Source organism: Psychrobacter celer (genome assembly GCF_016107555.1).
GTDB lineage: Bacteria > Pseudomonadota > Gammaproteobacteria > Pseudomonadales > Moraxellaceae > Psychrobacter > Psychrobacter celer.
This window is the reverse complement of record NZ_JABASU010000029.1, coordinates 1-16,398: the sequence shown is the minus strand read 5'-3', so window position 1 is coordinate 16,398 and position 16,398 is coordinate 1. Positions and strand designations below refer to the sequence as shown.

The window sequence follows — 16,398 nt, the reverse complement described above, 5'->3', positions numbered from 1 at the left end:
CTGCCACCGAGTCACTGGGACTCTATAAGCTTATGCATAAAAAAACCGCCTTAGCCAAGGCGGTTTTTGTTCACGGTGATAGCGGTGTATATCATTTAGTCTTGTAGGTAGCTTAATAAGCGCATAAACTCAATGTACATCCAGACTAGCGTGGCAAGAATGCCGATACTAAATAACCACTCGTAATCCTCTGATACGCCCATTGCCACACCGCGATCGATATTATCGAAGTCTAGTAGCAAGGTAAAAGAAGCAATGACGATGACAAATAAGCTAAAACCAATAGCGATAGCGCCGCCTTCAAACAAGAAAGGCAAGGTCGAGCCAAATACCAACGACAACACCCACTGCGCGACATAGACAAGTATAATGGCAATGGCCGCTGAGGTGACGATAGAGCGGAACTTTTCAGTGACCTTTACCAGCCCTGAGCGGTATAGCCCCAACATCACCGCTGCCGTCACAAACGTCGCACACATTGCCGTGACCGGCACGCTTGGGTACATGCGCATAAAAAACAGCGAGATACCACCCAAAAACACACCCTCTAACAGAGCATAAGGGACAGCAAACGTCTTGGCTTTTTGTGGTTTAAAGGTGATAAAAATGGCAAGACCAAAAGCGGCAAACATACTTACCATGGCGGCCATCGTGATAAAGCCTTGTGATAGGCCTGCCATCAGTGCATAAAAGAAAAAACCCACACCAGTGATGGCAGATAACCCGAGTAGCAGACTGGTCTTTTGAATCACGCCCTTGACCGTCATTGGGTTACCGCCGATCGCAAGCTCTGCGCGACTGACAATAGGATTGGCCATACATATGTCCTTAATTAAATATAAAAATAGTAATGTCAGCTACTTTAGCAAAACCGCCATCATTGTCAACTGTGTTTGCGTGATGAAAAGCAAGGCTGCGCGGCGTTATAAAGCGCTGATCTACAACCCAGCAGTGGCGGCATTTTGGTAGCCAAACAAGCACAGCTACAAACTCATCTAGTGGTAGCGTGCACTGGTTTTTATCTGGGGTCGATTACGACTGTTAACAACGATAATGCATAAACATGCTAGTCTAAGCACGTATTTATCGCTATCATGAACTGGTATTTTACCGTTATACCGAGTCTTTTTATGGAAAACTCAGCGCAGTCTGCAAGATTGCCACATTTACACGAATCCGAGCTGTTCCACGCCATCAAAAACCCAGCTTTTCGGCGTATTGGCCTCATGGGGCGTGCCGGCAAGCGCAGTGTGACCCAAAGTCTGGTGCAAATTGCCCAAACCATCAATGACATGAACTTGACGTTGATCATGGATATGCAAACCGCCAACTTACCGACGTTAAACCTTACCGAAATCGAAAAAGTCAAAATCGTCAAACGCAGCTTGATCGGCGAGATTTGTGATTTGGTTATTGTCGTCGGTGGGGATGGCTCTATCCTGCATGCGGCCGAGGCGTTGGCACGCTACCGTGTGCCTGTTCTGGGGGTCAACCGCGGTCGCCTTGGGTTTTTGGCGGACGTCAAGCCAGATGAGGCGGCCTTTAAACTGCGCCAAGTACTGATGGGTAATTATCAGCTGGATCATCGGTTTCTATTGACCATGGAGATACGAGAAGGGCGCAACATCATTCATGAAGACATGGCACTCAACGACGTGGTGCTGCATGCCGGTAAGTCAGTCCATATGATCGACTTTCAGATGAAAATCGATGGTCAAGATGTCTATCGGCAGCATAGTGATGGCTTGATCGCGGCGACGCCGACCGGCTCTACAGCCTATGCGCTATCAGGCGGTGGCCCTATCATCCATCCAAGTATGGATGCCATTTGTCTGGTGCCCATGCATCCTCATACGCTCTCGAGCAGGCCGATTATGGTGAGCGGAAACAGTGAGGTATGTATTCGCATACATGAAGACAACCGCACCCAGCCGATGGTGAGCGCAGATGGCAAGCCGAGCGTACCCTTAGATCAAGAGCAGCGCCTATATATCCGTAAGCATCCCGACAAATTGACGCTACTGCACCCGCCAGGTTTTGATTTTTATGAGGCATGTCGCACCAAGCTACACTGGAACGTCCATGCTGAAGAATTCAGTCTGGATGTCGATGATGATATCATAGACGATGAATAAGCGTTTTTAAGACACAAATATCTTAGATGATAAAAAACACAGTCAGACATAGTGAGAGTAGGCACGATGGATAAAGAAACGATATTAGCGAGTTTGACGCCAGAGGTGGTCGATAAGTTTCGTATGGCGATTGAGCTGGGTAAATGGCCAGATGGTCGTAAGCTAAGCGCGGAGCAGCGCGAGACCTGCATGCAAGCGGTGATGGTATGGGAACACGAGCATCTGCCGCCTTCTGAGCGTACCGGCTATATTCATAAGCCAGTAAAAGACGATGGCTCAGTCGTTGGGGCAGAGTGTGATGTCGAGCATGATCATCACTATCCAAACATGCCCAATCCCAAAGGCGCGGTACAGCCTGTGAAGTTTCGCAATAAGCAGTAAACAGACCGTGATAAGCAAAATAAGCGCTCAGTTGATTGTGTATTGAAGTTATCTTCGTATTGAGTTGACTGAGGAGCACACAGCAAAAAGCCACGCTCATGAGCGTGGCTTTTTTTGGTTTGATAGATTAGGTTTTAAAGTGCAGTGGTATCCACACTAGGGCGAACCGTTAGTGGGTTTTTTTGCATCAAAAACCCTTGCCAGCCCCAATGTAAAAAGTTGCGAATATTGGCATGATCTGTGCCGTTAGGCGTCGCTAGGACTTTGGCATAATGCTCGCCAAACAGTTTTAGCGTGTCTAATTGGTTTAGGCCATGATGCTTGGCAAACCCAAAAATCTTGGCACTGCCTTCGTTTTCACCAGCAGCATTATGTACCATACCGTTGACAAAAGGCGCTGGCGCATAACGATAAAAATCATCAATAAAACTGATGACATCATTGAATCCAATGGCTTTTTTGTCTAAACCATTAAGTAGGGCCGATACATCTGATTGGCGGATACTCATAAATAAATGACCTCAGAGCAGATTAAAAAATAAATCTATTAGATTATATAGTTATAAAAACGACAGTACTTCTAAAAACACAGCGTATTTATAAAAACACACTTCTAATAGATGCTCAATGATTATTCTTGATTAATCGTTCAGTTTTATCGCTCAACGATTAAAATAGTCTTCGTCATCAAATGAAGGCGCAAAATTGCCTTGCTCAAGATGCTGCATTTGCGACTGTACAGAACGCTCATGCTGAATACGTTGGTAAATCTCTTCGCGGTGTACGGCAATATCTTTGGGTGCGTTTACACCGATACGTACTTGATTGCCTTTGACACCAAGGACAGTCACACTGACCTCATCACCAATCATTAGCGTTTCGCCCACGCGGCGTGTCAAAATTAACATGCGTCACACTCCTTATGTCGCATCAACAAATTATTACTCATCAGATTACTTCTCGATTGCAGGACATCGCCGCAGCACAAAACAAACCATGTGTTGATCACAACATAATGATTGTGCCAATGACGGCGATGATAGGTAGATTCATTTAGCCCAAATGAAGCCCCCATTATAGGGGGCATAACAGTTACTGTCACGGGTTTTCACAAAACTACTGGGTAAATACGCAGCCTAGTAATAATAAAAAATAAAAATAGGATCTAAAAAGACCCTATTTTATTAAATATATTAGGCAAAGTAATTGATACTGATTTAATTGATAACTGTTGATGCTAAGTTGATAGGTTTAATGGTTTAAAATCAATGACAGTTTCATCAATAATGGTGATATCAATTATGAATTATAGCCCAGCGACTTTGCTATCGCCATCGTCGCGGTCTAGACCGAACGCTGTATGCAATGATTTGACCGCTTTTTCTAGATGCTGATCTTGAATCAAGACAGAGACTTTGATTTCACTGGTCGAGATCATCTGAATGTTGATGTTGTGCTCGGCCAAGGTTTGGAACATCAGGCTTGCAACCCCTGCGTGTGAGCGCATGCCCACACCGACCAAAGATACTTTGACCACTTCACTGTTACCCAAAATTTCTTTGGCACCGATGTCGTCTTTGACCTCGTCATTTAGCACTTTCATGGCTTTGTCTAAGTCGGTACGGTTGACGGTAAAGGTGAAGTCAGTGGTACCTTGATCCGATAGGTTTTGTACAATCATATCGATTTCGATATTGGCACGTCCAATCGGGCTTAAAATAGCAGAGGCAATACCAGGGTGATCAGGTACGCCGCGCACTACAATTTTTGCTTCGTCTCGGTTAAAGGCGATACCTGAGATGATTGCCTGTTCCATACTGTCTCCTTCGTCTATCGTAATTAGGGTGCCGACATTGTCTTGAAATTCTTGGTCAAAGCTACCGTCAGTATTTTCATCAAAGCTAGATAGCACACGCAGCGGCACGCCATATTTACCAGCAAACTCTACCGAACGAATCTGTAGGATTTTGGAGCCAAGGCTTGCCATCTCAAGCATTTCTTCAAAGGTAATTTTTTCAAGCTTTTTGGCTTTTGAGGTCACGCGTGGATCGGTGGTATAGACGCCATCGACGTCGGTATAGATTTGACACTCATCAGCGCCTAGTGCTGCTGCAATCGCCACGCCGGTAGTATCAGAGCCGCCGCGGCCTAGGGTGGTGGCGTTGCCTTCTGCGTCGATACCCTGAAAGCCTGCGACGATGACGACATTGCCAGCATCGAGCTGTTCGCGGATGTTTTCGTCATCGATGCTCTCGATACGGGCTTTGTTATACGCGTTATCGGTTTTAATCGCCACTTGGCGACCCGTCAATGAGCGCGCCCCCACGCCCAGCTCTTTTAGCGCCATCGCAAGCAATGAGATGGAGACTTGCTCTCCTGTTGAGACCATTTGGTCGTATTCACGTGGGTCAGGTTGGGTACTGATTTGGCGTGCCAAATCGATCAAACGGTTGGTTTCGCCGCTCATGGCTGAGACCACGACGACCACTTGGTGACCGTTATCATGCCAGCGTTTGACTCGTTTGGCGACGTTTTTTATGCGGTCGATACTACCCATCGAGGTGCCGCCATATTTTTGTACTATTAACGCCATAAAAATCTACCTATTATTCAATAATGGCCTTTTTTATCATCGCTGTGCATCTATGTGACGCCCAATCAATGTCTGCATAGATAAAGCCGTATTATAAGAGTTGCGCCCTATGCTGTTTGCTATGTTGTGCTGCTGAGCAAGTGAATGAACGATATGTTCAAACGTTGACCTTTATATCATATCTGCTGAGCAACGTTAAGTGCCAGCAGTGCTTAGATGCATGGCGATTGGTTATGAAGGCCATAACCAACCCGCATCATGCGATAAGGATTGCTCTATGACACTCAGATAGCATTTGGGTTAGGTAGCGCTTGGGTTTTCGTCCCAGCGCCATGCCCGAGATGCCCTAACCTAACTGCTCGGCAATCCAAGCAGGTAGTGCGTCGATGACGGCTTTTGCACTGTCAGATTTTGGTGCGCCGCCTTGCGCATAGTCAGGCTTGCCGCCGCCTTTACCGCCCAGCTCGCCTGCTAGATGACGAATAATATTGCCCGCCTTTATCTTGGCGGTGACAGATTTTGCCACACTGGCGGCCAATGCCAATTGCTCGTTTTTATCACCGATCAGGACAATGACGCTATCTGGTAGTTTGGATTTGATATCATCCATCAGGGTACGGATGGATTTGCCATCGATACCGCTTAGGGTGCTGATGAGTACAGGGGTGTCTGCGATGGTCTGTACTTCATCGAGTAGGTTGGCTGCTTGGGCACTGGCCATCTTTTGCTGCAAACGCTCAAGCTCTTTTTCTAGCTCGCGCTGCTTGTCGACCATCGTACGTACACGCTGTGCCACGTCAGGGCGCTTGGCTTTTAGCTGACTTGCCAGCTCGCTGAGTTGCTGCTCGCCTTGCTGTATGTTTTTGATGGCGTTCATGCCAGTGACGGCTTCAATACGGCGGATACCAGCGGCGATACCAGATTCGCTGGTGATTTTGAGTAGGCCTATATCACCGGTGCGCTGCACATGCAGACCGCCGCACAGCTCGATAGAGAAGGGCTTGCGCTGACCATCTACGATGCGCTCTGTGCCCATCGTCAATACACGGACGTCACTGCCATACTTTTCGCCAAACAGCGCCATCGCCCCTTGGTTCATGGCTTCATCGATGGACATATGCTCGATACGGGTCGGGGTGTTGGCTTGAATTTGCTCATTGACGAGGCGCTCAATACGGCTAATCTCATCGGGCGTGACAGGTTTGTCATAAGCAAAGTCAAAACGCAAAACCTCACTGGATACCAATGAGCCTTTTTGGGTGACCGCATCGCCCAGCACTTCTCTTAGGGCTGCGTGCAATAGGTGAGTGGCTGAGTGGTTTTTGGCACTCGCCGCGCGGATGCTTGAGAGCACTTGAGCATTGGCGGTTTGTCTGCTACAAATCTCGCCCATGGTCACGACGCCATGATGAATGATGGCTTGCCCAGATTTTTTGGTATCTTGTACGGCAAACACGCCCGTTGCAGTGTGGATTTCGCCCAGCTCACCGACTTGACCACCGCCTTCAGCATAAAACGGGGTGCGATCTAGGACCACGACGCCTTCCATCCCTTCAGCCAAACGCTCAACAGGGTTGCCATCTTGATAAAGGGCATCGATGCTCACGCCATCTTCTTCTAGCTGTTCATAACCAATAAATTCAGTAGGACTCTCAACTTGAATGACGCTGCTATAGTCCACATCAAACTTACCAGCATCACGAGCCCGCTCGCGCTGTGCTTGCATGTGCTCATCGAACTCAGCCTCATTGATGGCGATACCGCGCTCGCGTGTGATGTCAGCTGTCAAATCAAGCGGGAAGCCGTAGGTATCATAAAGCTTAAACGCCGCTTCGCCAGAGAGGATATCACCATCTTTTAGGCCTTCAAGCTCAGAGGCGAGCAGGCGCAGACCTTGCGCGAGTGTCTTAGCAAACTGCGCTTCTTCTTTTTGAATGGCGCTCTCAATCGCGCTTTGTTTGTCTTTTAGCTCGGGATAAGCGTCGCCCATCTCTGCCACTAAAGGTGCGACCATTTTATAGAAAAATTCACTATCAGCGCCCAGTTTGTTGCCATGACGTACCGCGCGGCGAATGACACGGCGCAGTACATAACCGCGGCCTTCGTTGCTTGGTGTGACGCCATCTGCAATCAAAAACGCTACTGCACGAATGTGGTCGGCGATGACTTTGAGTGATGACTGCTGCTGATTGTCAATCTCTAAAATCTCAGCCGCTGCCTCCATGAGATGTACAAATAGATCTATCTCATAGTTGCTATGGACGCCTTGCATAATGGCGCTGATACGCTCAAGCCCCATGCCCGTATCGACACTTGGCGCAGGCAGCGGCAGCATGGTGCCGTCTTTTTGGCGATTAAACTGCATAAAGACGCAGTTCCAAATCTCGATATAGCGATCGCCGTCTTCTTCAGGCGTACCCGGTAGGCCGCCTTCGACATCGGCACCATGATCATAAAAGACCTCGGTACATGGGCCACAAGGACCGGTGTCGCCCATGGTCCAAAAGTTATCAGACGCATAAGGCGCGCCCTTATTATCACCGATGCGGATAATACGGTCGCTTGGGATGCCGATGTCATGGTGCCAAATATCGAACGCTTCATCATCCGTTTCGTAAATGGTCACATACAGACGGTCTTTATCAATGGCCAACCATTCATTTGAGGTCAAAAACTCCCAGATATATTCGATACCAGATTTTTTGAAGTAATCGCCAAACGAGAAGTTACCGAGCATCTCAAAAAACGTATGGTGGCGCGCGGTATAGCCTACATTGTCCAAATCATTGTGTTTGCCGCCAGCCCGCACGCATTTTTGCGAGGTCACCGCACGCGTATAGTCGCGCGTTTCCATGCCCAAAAAAGTTTCTTTAAACTGATTCATGCCCGCGTTGGTAAATAACAGTGTCGGGTCATTGTGCGGAATCAAGCTAGAGGATGGCACTTGGGTATGCTGCTTGCTGATAAAAAAATCGATAAAGGCTTGGCGAATATCGGCTGTTTGAGATGGCTGGCTCACAGCGGCTCCTTACTGACGGATAGAATTGAGTAAAATAATTTTGCAAGCGATTTTAGCACAAACGCCCAAGCTCTTGGTATAAGAGTTATCACTGTTGGGGTATTGTGCCAAGGTCAATGAGGCTTTCATTTACAAACAATCAGCGTGAACGGGTCTTACCGCAAATGACGGCATGAGTCGTTCAACTGCTAACTTGATGTTTGAGCTTGCGCTTGTATTGGCTGCTTGCGGTTGCGTACCCACACCCAAATAATAGCCACGATCATGATGAGACCAATAATGCCCAGCATGGGATACACGGTGCCAATGAGTGTGCTAAAACCGAGCTGGCTTAAACCAAGCCCCACGATAGCAAAAAACGCGCTAAGTGCTTTGAAGCGGTTTGTCCCTGGTGTTGCAAAGCGGGTACTAAAAGCAAAAAACATACCCACGGCGGTGCTGTATATCATACAAATGAGCGTCGCTGACATGATGATCGCCAACACGGGTGAGATGTTTGAAGCCAGTCCTAGAGTAGGCATCTCAACACCGATGAGTGTGTCGATGTTAGCGAAAAGGCCAATATTGAGTAAAAATACTAACAAGCCCAAGCCGAGCCCGCCCATCGCGCCACCGCTGGCTGCTGTTTTTTCGGAGCGAGTCATACCGCCAATGACTGCCAGCATAGGAAAGCCAACGGCGATATTAAATGAGGCATAAAGCACCGCCCCAAAAAACCAATTTGAGATCGGCCAGTCTGAGCTGATAGTAGGTATTTCTTGCGCTACCTTATTTAGCGTCTCACTTGAGGCAGTGCTGTTAAAAAATGAGTAGGTGGTAATCGCCAATATCAATAGCAGCAGCACAGGCATGATGATACTGATTAGCCTGATAATGCCTTTTACTTTTAAGCAGAGTGTGGCGACGACCAGTACCGTCATAAAAACACTGCCTACCAGTGGTGGCCAACCGTACTGCTGCGTAAAGATGGAACCACTACCAGCCAGCATGACCACGCCCACACCAAATAAAAAGAATGATAACACCACATCCACAACCAACCCAGCGCGCGTACCAAATAAGCTATACAGTACTTTTTTGTGTGAGTTGGCCTGCATATTTGAGCTCATGCGCGCAATTTGCATACCCAAAAAAGCAAACAGCGCGGCACTAACCAGTGTGCCAATAACACTTGCCATCCCGTAGCCGGTAAAAAACTGAAGGACTTCTTGGCCAGAGGCAAAACCACCGCCAACGACTACTGACATATAGGCTGCGGCTATTTGCCAAGATTGTTTGTTCACTATGATGTACTCCTATCCCTGAAGTTCCTGAAGTTTAGGTTGGTGAGGCTAATCTGCCTGAGTTGTTGCTGCGGCGCAAAGTATAGTATTCAATGCTTTATTGACAGACGACTGCGCGTCAGACAACAAGAGCATGGCAGTAAGGCTGTAAAAAAAAGCCTAGATACTAACACGGCATTGGGAGGTCAGCAATCGAGTACAGCCGATACGTTTGATTTACACGCCCTCAGCGTGAATTGGTCAAAATCGCGGCATCTGTTTTGTCGAGTTTGTCTTGTGTCAGCGGATTGGACTCAATGACCTGTACGGGCAGGTAACGCAGCTGGAGTTTTATCGGCAGATAATCAGGGAAGTTTTTTGCCATATCTTGGGTGATGCGGGTTTCTATTTGCTGCACGTCATAAGCGCTCGGTGTCGTCTCACCGCGGATGACAGCGCGGACCACTTGGTTTTGCTCAGTGCTATCAAACTGAGTGTTGGTCAGCACGTTGCCTTTATCGATAAAATAGCGATTGATGGCTTCTTTGACACTGCTTTCAAACACTTGCTGCTTGGCGTTGGTTTGTAGGTTGATGGTGAGATAGGTACCGAGGCCGCCTAACAATAACAACGTCACCGCGTTACGCTGCAAAAAAGTCAGGTAGTTGCTGGACTTGTAGTCGTCATCGACCAGTCGCCGAAACCCAAGCACCCACAGCACTAAGGCGTTGGTAAACTGAATCGCAATGATGTTGGTCACTGCCAGTAACAGCGCGCCAAAGCCTAGCTGCATCTCACCATTAGCAAACAAAATCCCGCTGGCGGCCAGTGGTGGTACCAAAGCAGTCGCCACCGCCACCCCAACAACGGCAACCGAAAGATGCGGGGATACCATGGCATAAGCGCCGGCTGTGCCACCTGCTAAGGCAATCATCAAATCCATAGAAGTTGGCTGCGTACGCGATAAAATCTCGGCGGTGAGAGGTTGGTCTTTGTGCAGCCAGCCGACGATGAAACCAACTATCAACACCAAAGTGATGCCCAAAAGTACCGTAATCAGCGACTTACGCAGCAGCGGCATCCGGTGATCGATAATGGCCAATGCCACGCCCGTGATGGGCCCGAGCATCATAGCCACCAGCATCGCACCAATCACCACCGCAGCTGAGTTGGTCACTAGCCCATAGCTGGCAATGATGGCTGAGAGAATATTCATGATAAAATACATCCTGCTGGGCAGGGCGTTGGCCTCTATCTTTACCCGTACCTCAGGATAGTCGACTTTTTGGTTGCTAAACTGCTCCGCTGCAAACTGCTTATAAGACTCTAATTTGGCTTCTTTTTCTTCTTTTATCTCATCTTCTTGCTGGTCGCTATCATCTGTTGCTGGCTTGTCTGTTGTTTTGCTCGCTTTTAGCTGCTCTGCGTCGGTAGTTTTGGCTTGTTGCTCAGCATTCTCTGGGTTTTGCTGCTCCTCATTTACTTCGCTGTTATCGCGTCCTTGGTCATTTTCTTTATCATATTCTTGGTCAGGGGCATTAGTATCTGTCTGTTGCTGAGATACGGGTGTAGAGGCTTGCTCGGCTGTTTGTGTCGGCGTTTGCTCAGCATCAGCATCAGGGTTTAAAGGCTCTGATTCTGAGGTTGGCTGGTCGTTTGCTGATGGTGCATCGGGGTCCGTGGTCTCTAAGGTCGCAACGACGACATCAGGTGCGATGGACTCCATGCTAATCTTAGACTCAGGAGGTTTGGCACATGCCATATCGTCATCGTTATCATCGTCATCACCTCCATTATCATTACTTCTATTGTCATCGCCTCTACTGTTATCAGCGCTATTTTCTATTTCGGCGTCATCAGTGACAGTAGGTTCGACATCAGTGTCTGTCTTAGTCGTTGGCGTCTCTAAGCTTTCATCCGTGCGAGATGGTGCCGTTGTATCAGCGGTGTGGCTGGATGAGTGGTGGGCTTTTTGTTTATCAACAGACGTCATAATAGGTAGCTTTCTATCAAAAAAAGACACTCGTTATTGTAATGATAAATGGCCGCAGATGTGTGGGTTTTTTGCGAGTCGTCATCGAGCAGCATCCGAGCAGGCAGCACCGAAGATAGTAATGGATGAGTGGTGGTCATGTAGCGCAATGTGGTTGACAACTATGAACTATGGACTCAGTCAGAGACGCGGCAATAGGAAAAATCGGTAGTATGAAAATGATGTAGCAATAATGATAAAGAGGTTTATTATAAAAACCTTAATGATAGCAAGGGCTTTGCCCGTTATTAGTTGCTATAACTGGCCTGAGGGGTTGTGAGAAACACTTACTTTTTTTGTGGATTTAGTGTATAAAGGAGTTATACCCACAAAAAAAGTAAGGAGTAATTCATGAATTGGCCATTATTCTCTGTTATTTACTCAATCGCTGCGACCGTGACAGTCGGTGTCTTTATCATTGGTGCTTTGGTGACAGGTTTTAATCAAATTTTGCATGTACAAATCGCGGTCGTCGCCGGTCTTTTGCTCTCTATTCCTGCAGGTTTGTTTTTTACCAAAAAAGTCGGCAGCATCACGGGTAATGAGGAAGGCTATAATACGTAATCGCATCTTAGCTGAATGGGTGACTTTCTGTTTTTGGATTTGCGCCAAACCTATACCTAGCCACTGCTTTACGCCTCTTGTTTTATATACGCCAAAAAAAAGACCTTGCAAGCAAGGTCTTTTTTTTGGCGTATACAATACCAGTTAAACAGTTATTTTAACTCGACGGTTGCGCCATTTTCGATATTGGCATATACCTCGAGCACATCCCAGTTGGTCAGACGCACACAGCCTGCTGATGCTTGACGGCTGATGCCTTCAGGCTTTGGCGAGCCATGTAGACCATATGATGGCTTAGACAGACCCATCCATACGACGCCGACTGGGTTGTTTGGGCCTGGTGGCAGCATGTGTACTTTTTTCTGCGAGCCTTTACCGACAGTCGCTTTGTACCAAGGCATCTTGACCTTATTGATGATTTTGAAGGTACCTTGTGGAGACGGGGTGGCGTCACTACCTACGGTGGTAGGATAAGTGGCTACAAGCTTGTCACCATTATAAGCATACAGTGTTTTGTCGGCTTTGTTGGCGACCACGCGGTTGATACGTTGGTTGAGAGGGTCGCGGGTGTTTAGGACAGTGATGGTCTCGCCTGCTTTGTAGGTTTTGTTTTTATTGAGTTTGTCCAAGTAGCGAATGTCCATATGAAAGCGCTCAGCCAGCATCTCTTTGATGTCTTGGTAGTATAGGCCCTTCATTTTTGACTTGGCTTCGGAGCCTGCAGGTGTACTGGCAAAGTTGGTTTTGATGTCGTCATCCGTCAGTGTATAAGTCACCAGTACCGGCTTATTGGCGGGGATGTTTTTGGTTAAGGCATTCCACGTTTTTTGATCCATCCTGCCGGTGGCGGGCAAGCCTTTCATGGTTTGAAAGTTGATCAATGCTTTTTTGCTGTTCATGCCCCAGCCACCATCGATAGGACCAGGAGAGGCATGGTTCCAATCTAGCAGTGCCTGCATTTTTATCGTCATCGCTGAGTTGACTTTCATGTTCGGCGACCAAACGGCGTTGTTGACTTGTTTGGCATAGCTTGACAAGTTCAGCGTGGTATAGCGCTTACCGTTTTTGTCTTCGATGCTTTTGATGGTAGGGTCGTCGCTGAAGTCTTGGCGTTTTTCGTTGTCTGGTAGCTCAAAAGACAACGGGTCAGAGGAGTCGATAGCATCGATATTGCTGGGCGCAGCAACGGCTTGGCCTTCACTGATGTCATCTGTGTGCTCGGACTGCTCATCCTTTAAAGTCAGATCGGCGGCACTCATATTATCAGCCGTGTTTGCCTTGGGGGCGGCATCTGAGGCTTGTTTTGAGTCAATCAGCTGCGTCATGCTATCGCTTGAGGCGGATTTGTTTGGCTTGACGCTGGACGTCGCCTCAGTCGCACGCGGCTCAATCGCGTGACTCCGGTTTTCTTGCACATCAAGACTGACTTTTTGGGCAAGACTTGGTAGGGTCTCAGCCGTACGTACTGGCAATGTGCGTGCGGTCTCATCGGGCGCGGCAAACGCGCTAACACTGGCGCTAATGATAGCGATTGAGATAGCAGTAATAAGTGGCTTTCTTTTCATCATATGACATTACTTGTGGTTGCTACTAATGGGGTTATTATGCGCATAATTGTGGCGCTTCGCAAACTTTTGATACATGTTTTTCTATCTTAAGACGTCTAAACGTCAACTGCTGACGTATTCACTACAGTTGGGCAATAATATAGTGAAAATGTGTAGACGGCCAAGTAAGCTACTGAGGCAATCTGACACATAAAAGTAAATAGAAACAAAGATAAATGTGACACTATAAATGCAAGTATTGGCGCAAGTTACGGTTTGGGTCTATAATGGTAAACGAGATTTTTATTTAGTAGATCGGCTTTTATTATCAGGCGATTTAATCCATCCGCATGCTATCCGTGAGCATTCAATCAGCAAGGTGCGATATGTCAGAAGAGCAAACAATGAGCGCAGAAGCGTTTCAAAATCAGTACTTCAATGAAGAGGGCGCGCAGGTCGCAGAAGGTGATATGGCGTATGATTTAGAGACCGGTCTGCTCGGTGAGCATGAGCATGAGCAATTTGCCAATTTACATGCTGAGCTTGCAGAAGCACGTGAGCAGCTTGTGAGTATTCGTGATTTTATCCGTTTTTCGGTCACCCAGCTGCGCAATTATGATGTGGTCGTCGCTCAAGGCACCACGGATGAGTTTGCCGAAGCCTCTGCTATCGTCTTACATTCTTTGTCTTTGGACTGGTCGGCCAATGAGCAAATCCTCGATTGTCGCCTGACGTCTTCAGAAAAGCAGCTGGTGCTGAGCTTATTAGAAGAGCGTATCGCTGAGCGCAAACCGCTGAGCTACTTAATCAACTTATCGTACTTTTGTGATTTACCGTTTTATGTCGATGAGCGCGTGCTCATCCCGCGCTCGCCCATCGCCGAGCTGATTCGCCAGCAGTTTCATCCGTACTTTGAGGTCAATGAGCTAGCCAAACCGCTCGGCGTCGATGTCAATGAGCAAACCTCGGTATTTTATGACCATGGTTTGGACGTCAAACAGCTATCACAGCCTGAGCGTATCTTAGACCTATGTACAGGCTCTGGCTGTATTGCCATTGCGCTTGCGACCCGTTTTGTCGATGCGCTGGTCGATGCAGTTGATATCGATAAAGGGGCGCTAGAGGTGGCGATGGTCAACGTTGATCATCATGACCTTGGTCATCAAATCAATGTCATTGAGTCAGATTTGTTTGCCAAGATACCTGCTGAAAACCAGTACGAGCTAATCGTTACCAACCCGCCGTACGTCGATGCTGCCATCATGGCTGATTTGCCGCCTGAGTTTTTATATGAGCCTGAGCATGCATTGGCAGCGGGTCAAGACGGTTTGGACTTGGTACATCGTATCTTATTTGAAGCGCCAGATTATTTAAGCCCTGAAGGCTTGCTGGTCTGCGAGGTGGGCGATAGTGAATGGGCGCTAAAGCAAGCCTATCCTGATATCAGTTTTGACTGGTTAAAATTTGCTCGTGGTGGTCATGGAGTGTTTGCCATGACTTATGATGAGCTGGTGGCAAACCGCGAGCTGTTTGCCGCTTATGTGCAGTTATTGGATAGCGCGCAGTAGTCGTATGTAGGCAGTGCTGTTAGATGATAAATAAAAGCGGCGACCATGCGTCAACACCTCAATAGGATAGTGCGCAATAGATTTTACGGACTTAAGGACAGATATGGCAGGCAATAGTATTGGGCAGGTTTTTACCGTCACGACGTGCGGTGAGTCACATGGCGCCGGATTGATGGCCATTGTCGATGGCGTGCCACCTGGTTTGGCACTGTCAGCAGAGGATTTGCAGGTAGATCTGGATCGCCGCAAGCCAGGCACCTCTAAATACTCAACCCAGCGCCGTGAGGCTGATGAAGTCGAGATCCTCTCAGGCGTCTTTGAAGGTAAGACCACAGGCACTTCGATCGGGCTGCTGATTCGAAATACCAATCAAAAATCCAAAGATTATAGCGACATCAAAGATACCTTTCGCCCCGGTCACGCCGACTATACGTATAGCATGAAGTACGGCTTTCGCGATTATCGCGGTGGTGGACGCTCGTCAGCGCGTGAGACGGCGATGCGGGTAGCGGCTGGGGCTATTGCCAAAAAATACCTGCAAGATCGCTTGGGCGTGCAAATCCGTGGTCATGTAACGCAGATAGGCGATCAATATAGCAGCGTCACTGATACTAGCCAAATTGATTGGGAGTTTGTCAATAGCAATCCGTTTTTTACGGCGGATAAAGACGCTATTGGTCGGTTTGAGGCTTTGATAGACAGTCTGCGCCGCGAAGGAAGCAGCTGCGGCGCGCGTCTAGAAGTGATCGCCAGTGGCGTGCCTGTGGGTCTGGGCGAGCCGGTATTTGACCGTCTGGATGCGGATATCGCTCATGCCATGATGAGTATCAATGCGGTCAAAGGGGTGGAGATTGGCGATGGCATGGCGGTAGCAGGGCAGTTCGGTCATCGCTCTCGTGATGAGCTGACGCCAGAGGGTTTTACGGCCAATCATGCTGGTGGTATTTTGGGCGGTATTTCATCAGGACAAGATATCCGCGTGAGCATCGCCCTCAAGCCAACTTCTAGTATCACCACGGCTGGCAAGAGTATCAACACCCAAGGCGAAGCTGTCGACATGCTGACCAAAGGTCGTCATGATCCTTGCGTTGGAGTACGTGCCACCCCGATCGCCGAGGCGATGCTAGCGATTGTGTTACTCGATCATTATCTGCGCCACCGTGGTCAAAACGCCGATGTCGAGCCGCCGGTCTCCTCAATTACGTAATATCGTGAAATAGCATCAGTTATCTAGCGTATCAGCCGTTCCAAAAATCTTACTCAAACCTAGCCAATATTGACTATTAGATAGGTTTGA

13 protein-coding genes and 1 pseudogene are annotated in these 16,398 nt (G+C 48.0%); 6 read left to right on the top strand and 8 right to left on the bottom strand.

The window, feature by feature from the left end:
* Positions 1 to 95 precede the first annotated feature (95 nt).
* Positions 96 to 818, bottom strand: a complete 723-nt coding sequence (locus JFC05_RS11350; RefSeq protein WP_198336957.1) for a Bax inhibitor-1/YccA family protein — start codon at positions 816 to 818, stop codon at positions 96 to 98.
* A 4-nt stretch (positions 819 to 822) separates the two neighbouring features.
* On the opposite strand from JFC05_RS11350, the gene JFC05_RS11345 reads away from it, so the two are divergent.
* The 3 genes from JFC05_RS11345 (at position 823) to JFC05_RS11335 (ending at position 2,516) form a co-directional block, all read left to right on the top strand.
* A complete protein-coding gene (locus JFC05_RS11345; protein ID WP_198336956.1) occupies positions 823 to 969 on the top strand; it encodes a hypothetical protein in 147 nt (48 codons plus the stop codon).
* Between the two features lie 161 nt (positions 970 to 1,130).
* A complete protein-coding gene (locus JFC05_RS11340) occupies positions 1,131 to 2,135 on the top strand; it encodes an NAD(+) kinase (protein ID WP_198336955.1) in 1,005 nt (334 codons plus the stop codon).
* A 66-nt stretch (positions 2,136 to 2,201) separates the two neighbouring features.
* The gene (locus JFC05_RS11335) at positions 2,202 to 2,516 is read left to right on the top strand and encodes a YeaC family protein (protein ID WP_192994976.1); all 315 of its coding nucleotides are present in this window, start codon (positions 2,202 to 2,204) and stop codon (positions 2,514 to 2,516) included.
* Positions 2,517 to 2,650: 134 nt separating this feature from the next.
* Here the strand turns inward: JFC05_RS11335 and JFC05_RS11330 are convergent, their stop codons facing one another.
* The 6 genes and pseudogenes from JFC05_RS11330 to JFC05_RS11305 form a co-directional block, all read right to left on the bottom strand.
* Positions 2,651 to 3,025, bottom strand: a complete 375-nt coding sequence (locus JFC05_RS11330; RefSeq protein ID WP_075101716.1) for a HopJ type III effector protein — start codon at positions 3,023 to 3,025, stop codon at positions 2,651 to 2,653.
* 231 nt (positions 3,026 to 3,256) lie between these two features.
* Positions 3,257 to 3,424 (bottom strand): annotated as a pseudogene (gene csrA, locus JFC05_RS11325) (carbon storage regulator CsrA); the annotation flags it as partial.
* Between the two features lie 398 nt (positions 3,425 to 3,822).
* On the bottom strand, positions 3,823 to 5,109 hold the full coding sequence (locus JFC05_RS11320; protein ID WP_198336954.1) for an aspartate kinase: 1,287 nt from the start codon (positions 5,107 to 5,109) through the stop codon (positions 3,823 to 3,825).
* A gap of 346 nt (positions 5,110 to 5,455) precedes the next feature.
* Positions 5,456 to 8,128, bottom strand: a complete 2,673-nt coding sequence (gene alaS / locus JFC05_RS11315; RefSeq protein WP_198336953.1) for an alanine--tRNA ligase — start codon at positions 8,126 to 8,128, stop codon at positions 5,456 to 5,458.
* A gap of 188 nt (positions 8,129 to 8,316) precedes the next feature.
* A complete protein-coding gene (locus JFC05_RS11310; protein WP_198336952.1) occupies positions 8,317 to 9,411 on the bottom strand; it encodes a YkvI family membrane protein in 1,095 nt (364 codons plus the stop codon).
* A gap of 226 nt (positions 9,412 to 9,637) precedes the next feature.
* A complete protein-coding gene (locus JFC05_RS11305; protein ID WP_198336951.1) occupies positions 9,638 to 11,383 on the bottom strand; it encodes a TIGR00341 family protein in 1,746 nt (581 codons plus the stop codon).
* A 390-nt stretch (positions 11,384 to 11,773) separates the two neighbouring features.
* Between JFC05_RS11305 and JFC05_RS11300 the strand changes: the two genes are divergently transcribed.
* The gene (locus tag JFC05_RS11300) at positions 11,774 to 11,986 is read left to right on the top strand and encodes a hypothetical protein (RefSeq protein ID WP_192994967.1); all 213 of its coding nucleotides are present in this window, start codon (positions 11,774 to 11,776) and stop codon (positions 11,984 to 11,986) included.
* Positions 11,987 to 12,138: 152 nt separating this feature from the next.
* Here the strand turns inward: JFC05_RS11300 and JFC05_RS11295 are convergent, their stop codons facing one another.
* The gene (locus JFC05_RS11295) at positions 12,139 to 13,554 is read right to left on the bottom strand and encodes a L,D-transpeptidase family protein (RefSeq protein ID WP_198336950.1); all 1,416 of its coding nucleotides are present in this window, start codon (positions 13,552 to 13,554) and stop codon (positions 12,139 to 12,141) included.
* 365 nt (positions 13,555 to 13,919) lie between these two features.
* Between JFC05_RS11295 and prmB the strand changes: the two genes are divergently transcribed.
* Together prmB and aroC are read left to right on the top strand one after the other, a co-directional pair.
* On the top strand, positions 13,920 to 15,101 hold the full coding sequence (prmB, locus tag JFC05_RS11290; protein WP_198336949.1) for a 50S ribosomal protein L3 N(5)-glutamine methyltransferase: 1,182 nt from the start codon (positions 13,920 to 13,922) through the stop codon (positions 15,099 to 15,101).
* Between the two features lie 103 nt (positions 15,102 to 15,204).
* Positions 15,205 to 16,308, top strand: a complete 1,104-nt coding sequence (aroC, locus tag JFC05_RS11285; RefSeq protein ID WP_198336948.1) for a chorismate synthase — start codon at positions 15,205 to 15,207, stop codon at positions 16,306 to 16,308.
* Positions 16,309 to 16,398: the final 90 nt, after the last annotated feature.